This is a genomic window from Arthrobacter sp. zg-Y1171, assembly GCF_025244845.1.
Taxonomy (GTDB): Bacteria; Actinomycetota; Actinomycetes; order Actinomycetales; family Micrococcaceae; genus Arthrobacter_B.
Genome location: NZ_CP104264.1, coordinates 2,043,578 through 2,059,446 on the forward strand (window position 1 = coordinate 2,043,578; position 15,869 = coordinate 2,059,446).

Annotated in this window: 16 protein-coding genes and 2 tRNA genes; 7 read left to right on the forward strand and 11 right to left on the reverse strand. The window is 66.4% G+C overall.

The window, feature by feature from the left end:
* Positions 1-84: 84 nt before the first annotated feature.
* Positions 85-330 (reverse strand): glutaredoxin-like protein NrdH, encoded by a 246-nt coding sequence (nrdH, locus tag N2L00_RS09580; protein ID WP_146361766.1) that lies wholly within the window; start codon positions 328-330, stop codon positions 85-87.
* A gap of 452 nt (positions 331-782) precedes the next feature.
* Here nrdH and N2L00_RS09585 point away from each other — a divergent pair, with 452 nt between their 5' ends.
* The 4 genes from N2L00_RS09585 (at position 783) to N2L00_RS09600 (ending at position 4,589) form a co-directional block, all read left to right on the forward strand.
* A complete protein-coding gene (locus N2L00_RS09585) occupies positions 783-1,721 on the forward strand; it encodes a LysR family transcriptional regulator (protein WP_255766424.1) in 939 nt (312 codons plus the stop codon).
* Positions 1,722-1,761: 40 nt separating this feature from the next.
* Positions 1,762-2,862, forward strand: coding sequence for an aromatic acid exporter family protein (locus N2L00_RS09590; RefSeq protein ID WP_255862905.1), 1,101 nt, complete (start codon positions 1,762-1,764; stop codon positions 2,860-2,862).
* Positions 2,863-2,972: 110 nt separating this feature from the next.
* The gene (locus tag N2L00_RS09595) at positions 2,973-3,851 is read left to right on the forward strand and encodes an NAD(P)H-binding protein (protein ID WP_255862904.1); all 879 of its coding nucleotides are present in this window, start codon (positions 2,973-2,975) and stop codon (positions 3,849-3,851) included.
* A 324-nt stretch (positions 3,852-4,175) separates the two neighbouring features.
* Positions 4,176-4,589: a hypothetical protein gene (locus N2L00_RS09600; protein WP_255862903.1), complete on the forward strand. Its 414-nt coding sequence runs from the start codon at positions 4,176-4,178 to the stop codon at positions 4,587-4,589.
* Positions 4,590-4,653: 64 nt separating this feature from the next.
* On the opposite strand, the gene N2L00_RS09605 is transcribed toward N2L00_RS09600, so the two are convergent.
* Positions 4,654-5,727 carry an App1 family protein gene (locus N2L00_RS09605; RefSeq protein WP_255766428.1) on the reverse strand — a complete coding sequence of 358 codons (1,074 nt, stop codon included), beginning with the start codon at positions 5,725-5,727 and terminating at the stop codon, positions 4,654-4,656.
* Between the two features lie 62 nt (positions 5,728-5,789).
* Positions 5,790-6,887 (reverse strand): acyl-CoA desaturase, encoded by a 1,098-nt coding sequence (locus N2L00_RS09610; RefSeq protein ID WP_227921104.1) that lies wholly within the window; start codon positions 6,885-6,887, stop codon positions 5,790-5,792.
* A gap of 276 nt (positions 6,888-7,163) precedes the next feature.
* On the opposite strand from N2L00_RS09610, the gene N2L00_RS09615 reads away from it, so the two are divergent.
* Genes N2L00_RS09615 through N2L00_RS09625 form a run of 3 tightly spaced genes read left to right on the forward strand, consistent with a single transcriptional unit; the run spans position 7,164 to position 10,437 of the window.
* Positions 7,164-8,372 carry an amino acid deaminase/aldolase gene (locus N2L00_RS09615; protein ID WP_255862902.1) on the forward strand — a complete coding sequence of 403 codons (1,209 nt, stop codon included), beginning with the start codon at positions 7,164-7,166 and terminating at the stop codon, positions 8,370-8,372.
* Positions 8,369-9,676: a D-arabinono-1,4-lactone oxidase gene (locus N2L00_RS09620; protein ID WP_255862901.1), complete on the forward strand. Its 1,308-nt coding sequence runs from the start codon at positions 8,369-8,371 to the stop codon at positions 9,674-9,676. Before N2L00_RS09615 ends, N2L00_RS09620 begins: the two co-directional genes overlap by 4 nt.
* A gap of 56 nt (positions 9,677-9,732) precedes the next feature.
* Positions 9,733-10,437 carry a lysoplasmalogenase gene (locus N2L00_RS09625; RefSeq protein ID WP_255766431.1) on the forward strand — a complete coding sequence of 235 codons (705 nt, stop codon included), beginning with the start codon at positions 9,733-9,735 and terminating at the stop codon, positions 10,435-10,437.
* A 25-nt stretch (positions 10,438-10,462) separates the two neighbouring features.
* Here N2L00_RS09625 and N2L00_RS09630 read toward each other — a convergent pair whose 3' ends face one another.
* The 8 genes from N2L00_RS09630 to N2L00_RS09665 form a co-directional block, all read right to left on the reverse strand.
* On the reverse strand, positions 10,463-11,203 hold the full coding sequence (locus N2L00_RS09630; RefSeq protein WP_255766432.1) for an NUDIX domain-containing protein: 741 nt from the start codon (positions 11,201-11,203) through the stop codon (positions 10,463-10,465).
* The gene (locus N2L00_RS09635; protein ID WP_255862899.1) at positions 11,203-12,309 is read right to left on the reverse strand and encodes an AAA family ATPase; all 1,107 of its coding nucleotides are present in this window, start codon (positions 12,307-12,309) and stop codon (positions 11,203-11,205) included. The genes N2L00_RS09630 and N2L00_RS09635 overlap by 1 nt, the downstream gene beginning before the upstream one ends.
* A complete protein-coding gene (gene pnuC / locus N2L00_RS09640) occupies positions 12,306-12,968 on the reverse strand; it encodes a nicotinamide riboside transporter PnuC (RefSeq protein ID WP_255766434.1) in 663 nt (220 codons plus the stop codon). The genes N2L00_RS09635 and pnuC overlap by 4 nt, the downstream gene beginning before the upstream one ends.
* Positions 12,969-13,139: 171 nt before the next feature.
* Positions 13,140-13,215 (reverse strand) — tRNA-Ala (locus N2L00_RS09645).
* A 49-nt stretch (positions 13,216-13,264) separates the two neighbouring features.
* Positions 13,265-13,340, reverse strand: a tRNA-Ala gene (locus N2L00_RS09650).
* A gap of 126 nt (positions 13,341-13,466) precedes the next feature.
* Positions 13,467-14,150, reverse strand: coding sequence for a histidine phosphatase family protein (locus N2L00_RS09655; RefSeq protein WP_255766435.1), 684 nt, complete (start codon positions 14,148-14,150; stop codon positions 13,467-13,469).
* 9 nt (positions 14,151-14,159) lie between these two features.
* A complete protein-coding gene (rsfS, locus tag N2L00_RS09660) occupies positions 14,160-14,546 on the reverse strand; it encodes a ribosome silencing factor (protein ID WP_227921091.1) in 387 nt (128 codons plus the stop codon).
* 24 nt (positions 14,547-14,570) lie between these two features.
* On the reverse strand, positions 14,571-15,863 hold the full coding sequence (locus N2L00_RS09665; protein WP_255766436.1) for a hypothetical protein: 1,293 nt from the start codon (positions 15,861-15,863) through the stop codon (positions 14,571-14,573).
* Positions 15,864-15,869: the final 6 nt, after the last annotated feature.

Here is a 15,869-nt window from a genome sequence, read left to right on the forward strand (position 1 = left end):
TGCTGCGCTCCTGACGGGTATTGCGCGGGTGGTGCGTGATGCGAGGTGCTGCGGCGGGAAAGCCGGACGGGGCCCGGCGGCTCCCTAGGCTACGGAGGAAACCTGCGCCTGGGCCAGCTCTTCGATCTTGTCGGGCCGGAAGCCGGACCAGGAGTCCTGCTCGGTGACGACAACGGGGGCCTGCATGTAGCCCATGGCACGGACGCGCTCGAGGGCCTCGGGGTCCTGCGACATGTCCACGCTCTGGTACACAATGCCCTTCTTGTCGAGGGCGCGGTAAGTGGCGTTGCACTGTACGCAGGCGGGCTTGGTGTAAACCGTAACGGTCATGGCGTGGTCTCCCCTAGTGAAGCGTGAAGTCTGTTCTGTGCTGCTGGATGGTGCCTGATGAAGCTGGCGATACTGGTCGTTCGTTGTGTTCAAAAAGTTGCTTGTGGAGCTTGGTGAAGCTCTCGAAGTCTGTTCCTAGATACTACATCCAGTTCCATGCCCAGACACTACATCTAGTGCGCCCCTCAAGGTGGAACCCCTACATGATGTATTACAAGTATGTCATTACAGGGGGCCGCCGTCCACAGTTTGTGCACAGGGCATGCCGCGTAAATAGGCGGGATTCCAGCGGGCCGGCAAGGGTTCTCCACAGCCTGTGCAGAACGCGATGCACATGTGACGAGGCAGGCAAGATTCAAGCGTGTCGCGTACCGTGGGCGTGTCGGGTCTAGTACCCGCCAACACTAGATATTGTGGTCGGCCCCGCAGGGGCGAGGAAGGAGGGTGCCGGAATGGTCAACCCCGTGCACCTGAAGACGCTGCTGGAGGTTCTCCGCACCGGGTCGTTTGCCGGAGCCGCCCTGCGGCTGGGCTACACGGCCTCGGCCGTGTCCCAGCAGATGTCCGCCCTGGAGAAGGACACCGGTGCGCGCCTGTTCGAGCGTTCCGCCCGCACCGCCTCGCCCACGGAAGCCGCCGTCGTCATGGCCCGGCACGCCGTCAAGGTGCTCACCGACATGGATGCCCTCCTGGCGGCCGCGGCCCGTCCCGGACCGGGCAGCTCAGAGGTGCTGCGCCTGGGCATCTTCCCCAGCCTGGCCACCTTCGCCCTGCCGGAACTGCTGGCGTCGCCCCAGTGGCGGGATCTGGGAATTGACCTGCTGCTTTCCGTCGCCGAACCGGCACAGACCATCCAGGGGCTTCGCACGGGAGGGAACCTCGACGTCGCACTGGTGTACCAGGTGGGCCAGGGCGGACTGGCCTGGCCGTCCTCCATCAGCCGCCGCTGGCTGGGCGACGATAATTTCCGTGTGGTGCTGCCCGAGTCCTGGGGCATCCGCAGCGGCGCCGAGATGTCCGCCGAGCAGCTGGCGGGGATGCCCTGGATCATGCATCATCCAGGCACCCCCGATGCCCTGGTGATCGAGCGGCTCTTCGCCAGCTGCAGCCTCCACCCGCAGGTGGCCGCGTACTGCGATGACTTCAACGCCAGCCTGGCCATGGCTTCCGCCGGCCTTGGCGCGGCGCTGGTGCCCGAACTGGCGATGCTGAACCGGCCGGCCGGCACCGTGGTGCTGGATGTCCCCGAAATCCGGCTGGCCCGTAGCATCTTCGCCCTGCTGATCCATGAACAAAACGTGCAGGTCCGGCTGTTCCTGGACCGGCTGGCCGATGTGCTGGGCCGCCGGAGCATAGTGCCGCTCCCCACATCCGGTGCCCGGCAGGGCTGAAAAGTCGTTTCCTGAGTTAGGCCCGGGCCATACTCGAAACATGACCACTGGCGAAAAAACCATCTCCAAACGGTCATTGAGTGCCGTTACCAACCGGGTGACCGGAGTCCTGCGCGTCACCCGCTTCCAGCTCGCCTTCAAGGCCACCCTCGCTGTCGGCATCGCCTGGACACTTGCCCCGCACGTGCCGGGGGTGGCTTCGCAGTACCCGTATTACGCTCCGCTGGGTGCCATTGTCAGCATGTACCCCACCGTCTCCGGTTCCTTCCGCACCGGCATGGAAACCCTGGCGGGCCTGGTGACCGGCATGCTTTTGGCGCTGGGGGCCCTGCTGATCGGCACCCCGAATGTCTGGACCATTTCCGTGATCGTCGGCATTGGCGTGCTGCTCGGCGGGTTGAACTTCCTGGGGGCGTCCGGCCGGGAATACGTGCCGATGGCTGCGCTGTTCGTGCTGCTCCTGGGCGGTGATGATCCGGACGGCTATTCGTTCGGCTACGGCGTGCAGATGCTGGTTGGTGTCGTTGTCGGGCTGGGCGTCAACGCCCTCGTCTTCCCGCCCCTGCACCTGAACGGCGCCGTCAACGGGCTGGTCACACTGCGGAAATCGCTGGCACGGCAACTGCGGGACATGGGAACGGCGCTGGAGGAAACCTGGCCGCCCAAACACGAGGACTGGTCCCAGCGCGAGAGCGAACTGGATACCCTGACCAAGGAGGTCCGGGAAGCCGTGGAGCTGGCGGACACCAGCCGGCACGGAAACATCCGCAGCCGCAAGTACAGCCGTGATTTCACTGCCGACTACCGGGCGCTGCGGGCCATGGAACGCGCCACCCGGCATGTGAAGGACATGACCGAAGTCCTCACCGACGCCATCTGGCGGAATCCGCAGAACGTCGCTGTCCCGGCCGCCCTGACCGTACCCCTGGCCAAGGCAGTAAACGGCTGTGCCGAAGCGGTGGAGGCCTGGGATCCCGAAAGCGAGGAGCACTCCACGGCAACCCAGGCGCTCGTGGAGCTGGTGCGCCTGGTCAACACCTCGGGCTCGGCCGACAGCCCCGTGGATGCGACGGCCGCCCTGGCCATGGACCTGCGCCGCATCCTGCGGATCATCAACACGGAGTCCGACGGCGACGCCTAGGTCCGCGCCGCCCTTTCCTGCAGCGCGGGCGGACGGTTAGACTCCCCCGCAGCAGGGACCGCAACCAGGCCGCGCCGCACGAAGGATGACGCCGGACAAGGGACAGCGCCGTGAAAATTGTCGTTACCACGCCCACGGGGCACGTTGGTTCCCGGGTCTTAAGGCTGCTCATCCAGGCAGGCGTCCGGCCGACGGCCCTGCTGCGCGACGCCTCCCGGCTGGAGCCCGGGCTCCGGGGGTTCTGCGATGTGGTGGAGGGCAACCAGGACGATGAGGACGCCGTCCTGCGTGCCACCTTCGGCGCCGATGCCCTGTACTGGGTGGATCCGCCCAGTGATGACGACGACCCGCTGGACGGCTATGAGCGGTTCGGGGAGACGGCCGCCGCAGCGGTGACCGCCAATGCCGTTCCGCGCGTGGTGTTCCAGAGCAGTGTGGGGGCCGAGGTCCGCAGCGGGTTCGGTGAAGTGGACGGCCTGGCCCGCACGGAAGTACTGCTGAACGGTACGGGCGCGCACGTGACGCACCTGCGCTGCGGCTATTTCTTCACGAACCTGCTCGCTGATCTGGACTCCGTGCGCGCCGGCGTGCTGACCACCATCCTGCCCGTCGAGCACCGGATGCCGTGGGTCGATCCGCGGGACATCGGGGACGTTGCGGCCGGGCGGCTGCTGGCCACGGACTGGCACGGCAGGCGCACCCTCGGGGTTCTCGGCCCGCAGGACCTCTCGTTCCGTGAGGTTGCCGCGGTTGTGGGTGCCGCCGTCGGCCGCCCGCTGGCCGCACTGCAGATATCCGAGACGGAGTATGCCGGCATGCTGCGCGGGGCCGGACTAACGGAGGCCAGGATCGAGGGGATCCTGGGGATGTCGCGCGGCCAGCTGGACTTCACCCCGGAAGACCCCCGCAGCCTGGTGACCTCCACCCCCACCGCCCTGGCGGCGTGGGCTTACGATGTCCTTCGCCCGGCCCTGAATCCGCAGAGCTAGTACACGGGAAATTACCCCCTGGAAGCCGGTTTCAGGAAATTAATTGCATTCCCCAAAAAGCCTGAAATAAAGGGCATCCAAGGGCTGGCGGGCCCTCCGGGAACGCGTCTTCTTATTGACACTGCCCGGCGGAAAAGCAAGACTTCGAAATGTAAACACAGATTGAACTGCGATTCATAAAGCACCATCCGTAGGGGTCAGCCGCCCGGAAATCGGGTTAGACAACATGGAGGGCCTCCCCACTAAAAAGGGGAACCAATGTTAATGAAAAAACGCAGAATTGCACTGCCGGCATTAGCCGTATTCTCACTTGCCGCTATATCCTTGTCGGGTTGTTCAACAGCAGATACGGCGGAAGGCTCCGCTGTCTCGGAGACCCCGGCAAGCCAGAGCCCGGGAGCCGACCCGTCCGAGTCCGCGCTCCCGGTCGCAGCGCCGGATCCGGGCGCAGCCGTCCTGGTCGTCCAGACCAATAGCCGGAACGGCGGCGTCCGCGCCGTCCGCGGTCTCAAGACCGAGGCCGAGGCCGTCACTCTGCAGGCAGCCTGCGCCCAGACCGGCACCATGACCATCGAGCTGGCCAGGGTAGGACCAATGGAGCTCTCATGCGGGCCGGATGCGAACAACCATTCGCTTACCGTGGACATCAGGCCCGCCGCAGGGGTGCTCGATGTGGACGTACACGGCACCGAAGGCGTTCCTTGGGGAGTAACGATCACTGAGGCGGAACTGCCCTAAACCGCAAACCGGCTCGTGCCCTGGGACCTCCCAGGGCACGAGCCGGTTCTCGAAAGCGGGAAAACTACCCCTCGTCGGTCAGCAGCCCGAGCTCCGCGAGCTGACGGGCCATCCCGGCGCCGTCGGGCGCGTAGATCCAGGGGACGTCCACGGGGGTCTCCCCCGGCTTGCCCGTCCGTCCGCCGGCCAGCACCGCTTCGCCGGCCGACAGCTGGCGGATGGCAATGGCCCGGACGTTTTCCGGGTGGCGCTGGGCGAAGTCGGCGTAAATCTCTTCGTCATGCTGGCCGTTATCGCCGATCAGCAGCCACTTGATGTCCGGGAATTCCTGGGCCAGCCGTTCCAGCTGGCTGCGCTTGTGCGCCTGGCCGCTGCGGAACCAGCGGTCCGTGGTGGGACCCCAGTCGGTCAGCAGCAGCGGACCGGCCGGATACAGGTTGCGGGTAATGAACCTGGTCAGCGTAGCGGCGACGTTCCAGGCGCCGGTCGAGAGGTAGAGCACCGGGCCCACGGGGTTTTCCCGTGCCAGGCGGTCCATCATCACCGCCATTCCCGGTGTGGGCGTACGGGCGTGCTCATCGAGGACAAAGGTGTTCCAGGCTGCCAGCATCGGCCGTGGAAGTGCGGTGACCATGATGGTGTCGTCAATGTCCGACACCACGCCTACCTCGGCGGCCGGATCCACCACGTAGATCGGCGCGGTGGTTTCCTCGCCGTCTTCGGAACGAAGCAGGACGGTAGTCCAGCCCGGAGCAAGATCCGCAGGAAGGACGGCGTCAACCACTCCTCCCCGGTCCGCGGTGACCACATGCTTCTGGTCGCCCACAACCACGGTGACCGTGGCTTTGTTGACCGGCGGGCTCATGAAGTTCCGCCAGCCGCGGATGCCGTCGGCGATCGCCTTGGACGCCATCGACTTTTCAGCGCCGTCAAAATAACCGGGCTTGGCCAGGATGACCCGGCCAAGTACGCGCACCCATTCCGTGGAGCCGTATCCGGTGAAGGGAAGGACTATCTGCACGTCCCCCCGCTTCCGGGCACGTTCATCGCGCCATGCATGCAGGGAATCCTCCATGCGCATGCCGAGGTGGGCCACCGGAGTTTTGTCCGCCGGACGGTCTGCGGGGTTTTTTGTCATATTCCTAGTCTGTCAGATGCTTCGATCGCAGGTATTTGCCGTTGCTCCGGCGGATCAGCACGCTAGATGCGGTACTTTGACCGGACCGGGCAGTCGAACGGATCCCGGGCGGAGAGCCCCACCTCGTTGAGGTACCGGACCACAATGGCGTAGGACTGCACGAGCGTGGTCTCGGTGTAGGGGATGGAGTGCTTGGAGCAGTGTTCCTTCACCAGTTCGCTGGCCCGGGCCAGCGACGGCCGGGGCATGCTCGGGAACAGGTGGTGCTCCACCTGGTAGTTCAGTCCACCCATCAGGGTGTTCATGCCGCGGCCCACGATGTTCCGCGAAGTCAGAACCTGGCGGCTAAGGAAATCGACCTTGGAGTCCCTGGGGAGAATCGGCATGCCCTTGTGGTTCGGGGCGAACGAAGCACCCATGTAGACACCGAAAACTGCAAGCTGCACGCCGATGAAGGCGAAGGCCATTCCCACCGGCAGGAAGAAGAACACGGCAGCCAGGTACAGGCCCAGACGGGTGAAGACCATGACCAGTTCGGAGATGCGTCCCTTGACCTGCTTGTTCGCGAACAGGTGCTTGATGGACGTCGCATGCAGGTTGATGCCCTCCAGCATCAGCAGCGGGAAGAACAGCCATCCCTGGCGGCGTGCAAACCAGGCCATGAAGCCCTTCTGCCGTGCCGCCTGCTCCGGAAGGAAGGAGATGGTGTCCATGTCGATGTCCGGGTCCTTGCCCACCGTGTTGGGGTTGGCATGGTGCCGGCTGTGCTTGTTCATCCACCACTGGTAACTGATGCCGACGACGGCGTTTGCCACGAACTTACCGGCCCGGTCATTAGCCGGCCCCGATTCGAACACCTGGCGGTGCGAGGCCTCGTGCGCAATAAACGCTAGCTGCGTCAGGAGTATGCCCAGCGCCGCGGCGATGAGCAGCTGGAACCAGCTCTCCCCGATAAAGAAAGACCCTGTGGCGGCGGCAACCAGGCCGATGCACAGGAACACGAAAGTGGTGATGTAGAAAGAGCTCCGGCGCTTCAGCAGGCCTTCGTCGCGGACGGCTTTAAGCAGTCCGGAGTAGGTGCTGGTGACGTTATTCCGGCGCGGCTTCTTTTCGCTCGGGACTTCTTCAACGGGTGCAGTGGAGGATGCGGTTAAACTCATGCGGCCTTCTGGTGGTGTACGACTTCCCAGTCGGCGTGGCGAGCGGTTTCGCTCTGCGGATGTGACCACCCTAACCCGGAAGGCTGGTGTTTGTCTGTGACATTGCGCTGCGGCTGCCGAGCGTTGCGTGCTGGAGGGTGCGGCATTCCGCGTTTAGGGTGGGTGCAGACAACGGAGGTCACCATGGGTAACCGCAACGACGCCGGGACTCCGGCTCCCCCTCTGCAACTGTTCCCGCCCGGCTTGCCTGGAACACCGGAGCCGTCCGGTGTTCCCGTGTCCCCTCCCTGGCTGACCCCCGAAACCTATTGGCCCGCATTGTCGGAGGCCACGGCGGCACTGCCGGCACCGGTGGCGGTGCTGGGGCTGGAGGCTCTTCGGTCCAACGCTGCGGACCTGCTCCGGCGCGCCGGCGGCATGCCCCTGCGGATTGCCAGCAAGTCCCTCCGCGTCCGCGGCGTCATAGAGGCGCTGCTTCAGCTCCCCGGTTTTCGGGGCGTTTTCGGTTACACACTCCCCGAAGCCCTGTGGCTGGCGGAGCGGTGCACGGATGTTTTAGTGGGATATCCCAGCACGGACCGGCCGGCCCTCACCCGGCTGCTGGGCGACGAACGGCTGGCCGCCCGGGTGACCCTGATGGTCGACGACGAGTCCCAGCTGGACCTGATAGATGCCCTGGCACCGGCGGGCAAGCGCCCGGAGGTGCGTATCTGCCTGGATGCGGACGCCTCCTGGCAGGCGCCGGCGCTGGGCTTCATCGGCACCCGGCGGTCTCCCCTGCACACCCCGGACGAAGCCGTCCGACTGGGCCGTCGGATTGCCGCCCGCCCCGGCTTCCGGCTGGTGGGTTTGATGATGTACGAAGCCCAGGTGGCCGGCGTGGGCGACGCGGTTCCCGGGGCAGGCCCGCGGAATGTCCTCATGCGGCACCTGCAGCCGCGGTCCATGGCCGAGCTCCTCGGCCGCAGGCAGCTCATTGCCGGGCGGCTGCGCGATCTGGCCCCGCTCGAATTCGTGAACGGCGGCGGCACCGGCTCCATCGAAGCCACGCGCGCGGACCCGGCGGTCACCGAGATTACGGCCGGTTCCGGACTCTTCGGCGGACACCTGTTCGACAACTACCGTGCGTTTACGCCGGCCCCTGCCGCCGCCTACGCGTTCGACGTCGTCCGCCGTCCGACGTCGGACACCGCCACCGTGCTGGGCGGCGGATGGATCGCCTCGGGGCCGCCGGGAGCCAGCCGCCTTCCGCGTCCGGTCTGGCCGGCGGGCCTGCGTTTCCTCCCGCGGGAAGGGGCGGGAGAGGTACAGACTCCCCTGCACGGAGCGGCTGCCGGGACGCTGCGTCCCGGTGACCGCGCCTGGTTCCGGCATGCCAAGAGCGGCGAGCCGGCCGAACACCTCAACGAGTACCAGGTCGTGGACGGCGGGAAGATCGTGGACACGTTGCCCACCTACCGCGGCGAGGGGAAGGCGTTCCTGTGAGGACGGCGGGCGCCGGGTGGGAAAACTGGGGACGGAACGTTACTGCGGAACCGCTTCGCGTGGAGCGCCCGATCGATACCGCCGGCCTGCAGCGTTGCGTGGCCGGCGCGGCCGGCGCCGGGCAGCGGGTCAAGGCCGTAGGGGCGGGCCACAGCTTCACCGACATTGCCGCCACCGACGGCGTCCAGCTGGACCTCAGTGCCCTGCAGGGAGTAGTCGCAGTGGACACCGAAAGGTGCCGGGTGCGGCTCCGGGCCGGCACCCGGCTGCATCGGATTCCGGCACTGCTGGAACCGTACGGACTGGCAATGCCGAACCTCGGCGACATTGACCGGCAGTCCATCGCCGGTGCAGTTTCCACCGGGACGCACGGAACGGGTGCCGGGTTCGGCGGAATGGCCACCCAAGTGGCGGGCGTGACCCTGGTCCAGCCCGACGGCGGCCTGCTCAGCGTGGGCAGCGGGGATCCCCTGCTCCCGGCCGCCGCCCTCGGACTGGGTGCCCTGGGTGTCATCGCCGACGTCACCCTCCAGTGCGTACCCGCATTCGTGCTCCAGGCCGAAGAACGGTCCGAGCCCCTGGCGGATGTGCTCGAGGGACTGGACGACCGGGTGAAAGCAACCGACCATTTTGAGTTCTACTGGTTTCCGCACACCGACCGCGCTGCCACCAAGGCGAACACCCGCCTGCCCGGTGCTGCCCGCTGCCGTCCGCCCGGTCCCGCTGCGCGCTGGATTAACGACTCCCTGCTGGCAAACACCGTGTTCCGGGGTACCTGTGCCGTAGGCAGTGCGGTACCGGCGGTTGTCCCTGCCGTGAACGCCGCCGCGGCACGGCTGCTCGGCGGCCGGGACTATTCGGACGCTTCGGCGCGGGTCTTCACCACCCGGCGCAACGTGAGGTTCCGGGAGATGGAGTACGCCGTCCCGGCGGACCGCCTGGGCCCGGCCTTCTCCGCCCTCCGGGAGCTGATCGAGGAGCGCCGCTGGCGGATCTCTTTTCCCGTGGAGGTCCGCTGGGCGGCGGCCGATGACCGCTGGCTGTCCACCGCCTACGGCCGGGAGACCGCCTATATAGCCGTGCACCGCTATTACCGGGAGGACTTCGCCGAGTACTTCGACGCCGTCGAGGAACTTATGCTCGCCCACGGCGGGCGGCCGCATTGGGGCAAGCTGCATTCGCTCCAGGCGGCGGCACTGGCGGAGCGGTACCCGCGTTTCAGGGACTTCCTGGCGGTACGGGAGCAGCTGGATCCGGGCCGGGTCTTCGCGAACGCCTATCTGGACCGGGTGCTGGGCGCCTAACGGCCATCGCGCCGGAGGCACCGTACGATGGTCTGCAGCCGACCCGAAGGAGTGCCGTGACCGCCGCGCCCGCCCAAAGCCAGACCACCGTCCTGCCCCGCTCGTGGTGGTGGGGATTCCTGCCTTTCGCAGCAGCCTCTGCCGTTCATGTCGGGGCGCGGGCAGTCGAAGCCACCGACATCGCCGAACCCACCAAACTCACCCTGATGCCGCTGCTTGCCGTCGCCGCCCTCTGGGGCGCGCGCGGCGTCGTCCGCGGGCCTGCCGGCCGGATGCTGCCGGCGGCACTGCTGCTTGCGGCCCTGTTCTTCTCCTGGATCGGTGACGGCGCCGCCGCGTTCTTCCCGTCGGCACCGGAACTGCCGGTAATGCTCGGCTCCTTCGGCCTGGCCCACGTCTGTTATATCTGGCTCCTGGCGGGGTACGCCGCTGCCGGACGAATCCCGCGGTGGGCACTGGTCTTCCCGCTGTGGTGGGTACTGATGCTTGTGGTGCTGTGGCCTGCACTGGGCGGTCTGGCCCTGGCCGTGGCCGCGTACGGCATTGTCCTCGCCGGCACTGCGGCGACGGCGGCGCGCTGCCGGCCGATGGTGGCCGCCGGCGGCCTGCTGTTCCTGGCCTCGGACACGATCCTGGCCGGCCGGATCTTCCTGCCCGAGCAGATGCCTGACTGGACCAATCCCCTTGTCATGCTGACCTACTGTGCGGGGCAGGCCCTTATTGTTGCCGGGGTGCTTCGGACCTGGCGGGACGGACGCTGAGGGTCCAGCCCCCGGTGGAAACGCCTCAGCCCTCCGCGGGCCGCATCATCGGCGGGCTGAGGTACTCGTCCTTGACGGTGAATACCGCTGCGGGGGCACCCTTCCCGCGGAGGACCTTGCGTCCGGTGTCCCGCAGGGCGCCGGTCATCTTCCGGGTGAAGTTCCCGGCGTCGAGCTTGTCGGTGTTCCACACGGCCTGGTACACGCGGCGCAGCTGGTAGAGGGCAAATTCCTCAGGCAGAAGCCTGGCTGCGGTGAGGGTGTATTCGATCTTGCCGGCAAGGCGGTCCAGGGCCGCGGTGAGGATCTCGCGGTGGTCGAAGGCCAGCGCCTCATTGGCGAGGACGTCATATACCGGCATCCACTGCGCGGCTGCAGTGTCGGTGCCCGGGTTCAGCGCGGGCAGGGCGCTGCCGTCGGTTGCGAGCAGCGCCAGATGGGCGACGGACACAACGCGCATCCGCGGGTCGCGAACAGGTGAGCTGTAGGTGGCGAGCTGCTCGACGTAGGCGCGGTGCGCACCCAGGTCCAGTCCGGTTTCCTCCTGCAGCTCACGCCACGCAGCCGTGAGGGCATCCTCATCCGGCCCCACGAAGCCGCCGGGCAGCGCCAGGGCACCCTTGAAGGGATGCCCTCCGCGGCGGACGAGGGCTGCATGGAGGGTGCTTCCTTTGACGGCGAAGACGACCAGATCCACGGTCAGCGCAACGGAGGGATACTCCCTGGGCGCGTAGTCCTGAAGGAACTGCTCTTCTTCGGTGGCCATCAGGCTCCTGTCAGTACCGTCCGCTTTGCCCAGGGCGGTGAGGTGAAGCGGTTCCGCTGGGCGATGATGAGGTCGATTATCTCAGTTGCCGTGGATATCCGCTCCTCCGGAGTGCCGGAAACAAGGATCCAGGAATGCCCGGCTGCCGTGAGCTCCTCCTTGAACCACTCGGTCATTTCGGCCCGGGGGTGCTCCGGATCGCGCCATCCGTCGTCCTCGAAGGGCACGCCGTCGTGGTCGGTGACGAGGTAGAGGTCGCGGCGGGGCAACCGCTCGACGGCATGGTAGGAACCGTAGCTTTGCTCACCGATGTAGATCCGTTCAAAGAGCGCAGTGGCGATCACATCCGTATCGGCAATGACCAGCGGGCACCGCGCCGCTGCTTCGTTTTCCATCTCGTTCTGCCGTTCACCGATGACGGCGAAATCCTCCGCGGTCCAGACCATGTCGGACAGGACGGCGTCGGGCTTGGTTTCCTGCAGAGCGGCGAACTTGTCATAGGTGTACTGGCGGCCGAATTCGGGAACGTCGACGAGCTCGGGGAAGCTCGCCCGGTAGTGCTCGGTCAGTGCCCGGGCGAGGGTGGTGGTGCCGGCGGACTCGGCTCCGACCACGATGATGCGCACGGCCATGTCCTGCCGGGCACCTTTGATGATGTTCCGCCAGGCTGCGCCGATGTCGTCCCGGCAGAGGGTGCCGCTGACGGGATAGGCGGTGCGGAGCCTGTCCACCATGACGTGGGCCGCACCGAAGTCCTGCGCGAGTTCGCTGCCGTAGTCCTCGGAGCTGAAGACGGCGTCGACGGCCGTGATGCCCTTCAGCTTGAGGGCGATGCGCAAGGCCTCGTTGTGCGCCTTCCAGATGGTCCGGGAGTTGTAGTCCACCGGGCAGTCGTTCGGCATCCCGATGACCGTTACGTTCGTCTCCGCGAACTCCGCGGCAAGCCACTTCACCCGGTCTTCAAGGGCGATACTTTCGAACCGGCTGCCAAGGATGACGACGGCGAGCCTCGTGCACTGCTCCGACGCCCGGGCAATGAGGTGCCCGTGGCCGACGTGCGGCGGATAGAACTTGCCGATCACGACACCCTGGCCAAACAGGCTCATGCCGGTATCTTTCCGGCCTCGGCAGCCGGGCGGACGGCCGCGGTGCGGGTGCGCTTCCAGTCGATAAGACCGTAGACGCAGAGGGCGGTGAAACCGATGTAGAGGATGGCGGTGAGGTTGAGTCCGCGGGAGAAGTACAGCGGAACACTGACGAGGTCGATGGCAATCCAGACGTACCAGTGCTGGAAGATCTTCTTCGCCTGTCCGTAGGTGGCCAGGAGCGACGCGGCCAGGACGAAGGCATCGGGCCAGGGAACCTCGGAGTCGGTTCCGTGCGTGAGGATCATGGCGATCCCCACGGTGGCCAGGACGACGGCGGCGATACCGGCAATAATCTCGTTCCGGCTTGCGTCGCGGATCGGCAGGTCGCTTTTCTGCTCCGTATCCTTGGCGCCGCGGACCCAGTTGTACCACCCGTAAACGGCGACGCCGGCGAACACGGCCTGCAGGAGGGTCTCGCCGTAGAGCCCGGCCCCGAAGAAGAGAACCATAAACGCGATGTTGTTGATGATGCCCACGGGCCAGTTCCAGGCCTTCTGCCGGGCGACGCCGTAGACGCAGGCAGCACCGGTGACGAACCCGATGACTTCGATCCAGCTGACGGGTGCTCCAAGCAGGGATGCTGCCGGCGAGTTCATCCAGTCCAGTACTGCATTCATGACGCTCTCCTGATTTATTGTCAGTGTGACAATGAGTAGCCTAAGGCCGATGGTGAGAGAACGGAAGACCTGCCGTGGACCAGTATTGAGAGCTACGTCACAACAAACCGGAGCATTCCGGGCACTAAAAAACCGCTGGACACAGGATTTCCCGTGTTCCAGCGGTCTTGTTGGTGGAGCTGAGGGGACTCGAACCCCTGACCCCCTGCATGCCATGCAGGTGCGCTACCAGCTGCGCCACAGCCCCGAACTTTCAGTGATTTTCCACCGCAAACCCTTCGGTCTCCCGAAGGTTTTGGTGGAGCTGAGGGGACTCGAACCCCTGACCCCCTGCATGCCATGCAGGTGCGCTACCAGCTGCGCCACAGCCCCAAAACTAAAGGTTGTTTACTTCACTTTCCCGTTCACCGGGGCGAAGCAACTCCTCTACCTTAGTACAAATCAACAGGAGCGCAAAATCCACTCAGCGCTCCCCTGACGGGCAGGAAAGAGGGTCTTTCAGCCCTCCACCGGGCCGCTGGGAAGCGAGTCCAGCCCCACGTTGTGCTGGGCCAGGTGCCAGGCGGAATTCCCGTGCCGGTCCGGGATTTCCTGAAGGACCGACCAGTGGCAATTGGATACCCCCGAGATGACCGCCCAGGACTCCGTAGGCAGGCCGAGCAGCGCGCAGATTCCGGCGCGGATCGCTCCCCCGTGGCTTACGGCCACAAGCGTGCCGCCGGCAGGCAGTTCCTGGACGGCCTCCCCCACTGCCTCGGCGACCCGCCGGCCGACGTCGACGCGCGTTTCCCCGCCGCCCGCCCGGGCGCTGCCTACTCCCGCCGACCAGGCGCTGAGCAGCGGTGCGTCCTGCTCCGCGATCTGTGTGAAGGTACGCCCTTCCCACGTGCCGGCAAATGTTTCCCGCAGGCGTTTGTCCTCCGCCACGTCAAGACCGGTCTCGGCGGCCAGGACCCTGCCTGTGCCCAGGGCACGGCTCAGGTCCGAGGAAACTATCGCGTCGGGTTCGAGGAACCGCAGCACTGCCGCCGCCTCGGCAGCCTGCCGCAGGCCGGTGTCGTCAAGGGCAATATCCTGCTGCCCTTGGAAGCGCCCCGCCCGGTTCCATTCCGTACGTCCATGGCGCCAGAAAACCACCCGGCGCGACGCGGAATCCGGATCCCAAGGGGCAGGGGCGCTCATGGTCACAGGCTATTCGGACTCGGCGCCGGCAGGAGCGTCTTCAAGCTGGAGGTCAACCTCGGGGCAGTCCTTCCACAGACGCTCCAAGGCGTAGAACACGCGGTCCTCCTCGTGCTGGACGTGCACAACGACGTTGGCGTAGTCCAGCAGGACCCAACGGCCTTCGCTGCGTCCTTCACGGCGCACGGGCTTGAGGTCCATCTTGGACAGTTCCTCTTCGATGCCGTCAACAATGGCGTTGACCTGGCGCTCATTCGAGGCCGAGGCAATGAGGAAGACGTCGGTGATGGCAAGCCGTTCGCTCACGTCGATTGCGACGATATCGTCCGCAATCTTGGCCGAGGCCGCTTTGGCCGCCGCCCGTGCAATGTCGATGGAAGATTCGGTGGCGCTCAAAGTGTGTCTCCTTGGGGTAATCGGTCAGCCGCCAAGGCCGCCGACGATCATTAGTACTCCGACGATCAGGGCAAGTGTGCCCAGACCTGCAACTCCGGCGGCCGCAAAACGCAGCCTCCGGGTACGGCCGAGTCCGGCCGTCATGACATCTAGGGGGTCAAGCCCGAAGGCACTGCGGGCACCGATGGGGGCCGCAGCTTCCTCGGATTCAACCGGTTTATTGACCAGCGCATCAGCGCGGGCGAGGATCCGTGAATGGCGCACGTCCGTGGCGCCGACGGGTACCCGGCGCGGCACGGACGCCGGACGCTGGGCAGGAACCGCCGGCAGGGGCCGCGCGGCAGCAGCCTCCGGATCCACCACCGGCGTCGACGAGGTGACAATGGGAATGTGCGAGGTCTGCGGCGCCTTCATCACGGGATGTTCCATCCCCGGGACCTTCACGAACTCGAGCGGCGTCACCATCGCCAGGTTGTGGGCAGTACTCGGGTCGCTCGGCGACGGTTTGCGCTGCTCGTTTTCCTGCGACAGTTTCTCGATGGCGCGGGTGCGGCGGTTCAGTACCTTGGCACGTTCGGCCAGGGCCTTCTGCTGGGCCAGCAGTTCCAGGTCCACGGCCTGCGGATCATCAACCTGCAGTGCCTCCATGGCCGCAACATGGTTGCGGGCCTGTCCCTCCAGTGCCTGGCGGGCAGCCAGGGCCTGTTCCACGCTCATACCCTCGACGTCGGCGTTCGGGTCGGTGCCGGCAGCGGGACCGGCGGCCGGACCTTCCGTAACGGCGGGAGTTGCCAAAGCCGGTGCCGCGCGGCGGCTCTGCTTTCGGGATGCCCGAGAGCTCAATTCCTGCTCGTCCTGCGTTTCCGCAACCTGCCGTTCCGAAGCCTTAAGTTGCGGAGCCTTGGGCTCCGGGACCTGGGACTCCGGTTCCGCGTCCGTACCCGCCAAGGACGATTGCCGGCGTCGTTCCCGACGCAGCGACGGACCGGCAGGTGCCGGTGGAGACGGTTCGGAAGAGACCGGTCCGGTTGCCTCCGGCGAGGCCGGGACATCCGCGGGCAACTCAGCCGAGCCGGCCCCGGTACCCGCAGCTGCAGCACGCTGTTGCTGCTGCAGCCTCAGCTGGCGGCGGGTGGGCGGCGCAGTCTCAGGGTCACGGCGCTCCGGCGTCTCTGCCAGGGCCTTGTACGCACGCAGCGCTTCCCGGTCCCGGGCACGCTGCTGGGACTCACGTTCCCGCGGCCCGGCCGGGGAATCCACGGGTACGTCGGCCGCCCGGCGGCTGCGCCGCGGCGCGGACTCTGGACCGTTAGTCATTTCCTA

Coding starts and splice junctions, on each gene's coding strand:
- nrdH (WP_146361766.1), bottom strand. CDS start 330: ATGACCGTTACGGTTTACACCAAGCCCGCCTGCGTACAGTGCAACGCC.
- N2L00_RS09585 (WP_255766424.1), top strand. CDS start 783: ATGGTCAACCCCGTGCACCTGAAGACGCTGCTGGAGGTTCTCCGCACC.
- N2L00_RS09590 (WP_255862905.1), top strand. CDS start 1,762: ATGACCACTGGCGAAAAAACCATCTCCAAACGGTCATTGAGTGCCGTT.
- N2L00_RS09605 (WP_255766428.1), bottom strand. CDS start 5,727: ATGACAAAAAACCCCGCAGACCGTCCGGCGGACAAAACTCCGGTGGCC.
- N2L00_RS09610 (WP_227921104.1), bottom strand. CDS start 6,887: ATGAGTTTAACCGCATCCTCCACTGCACCCGTTGAAGAAGTCCCGAGC.
- N2L00_RS09630 (WP_255766432.1), bottom strand. CDS start 11,203: ATGGCCACCGAAGAAGAGCAGTTCCTTCAGGACTACGCGCCCAGGGAG.
- N2L00_RS09635 (WP_255862899.1), bottom strand. CDS start 12,309: ATGAGCCTGTTTGGCCAGGGTGTCGTGATCGGCAAGTTCTATCCGCCG.
- pnuC (WP_255766434.1), bottom strand. CDS start 12,968: ATGAATGCAGTACTGGACTGGATGAACTCGCCGGCAGCATCCCTGCTT.
- N2L00_RS09655 (WP_255766435.1), bottom strand. CDS start 14,150: ATGAGCGCCCCTGCCCCTTGGGATCCGGATTCCGCGTCGCGCCGGGTG.
- N2L00_RS09665 (WP_255766436.1), bottom strand. CDS start 15,863: ATGACTAACGGTCCAGAGTCCGCGCCGCGGCGCAGCCGCCGGGCGGCC.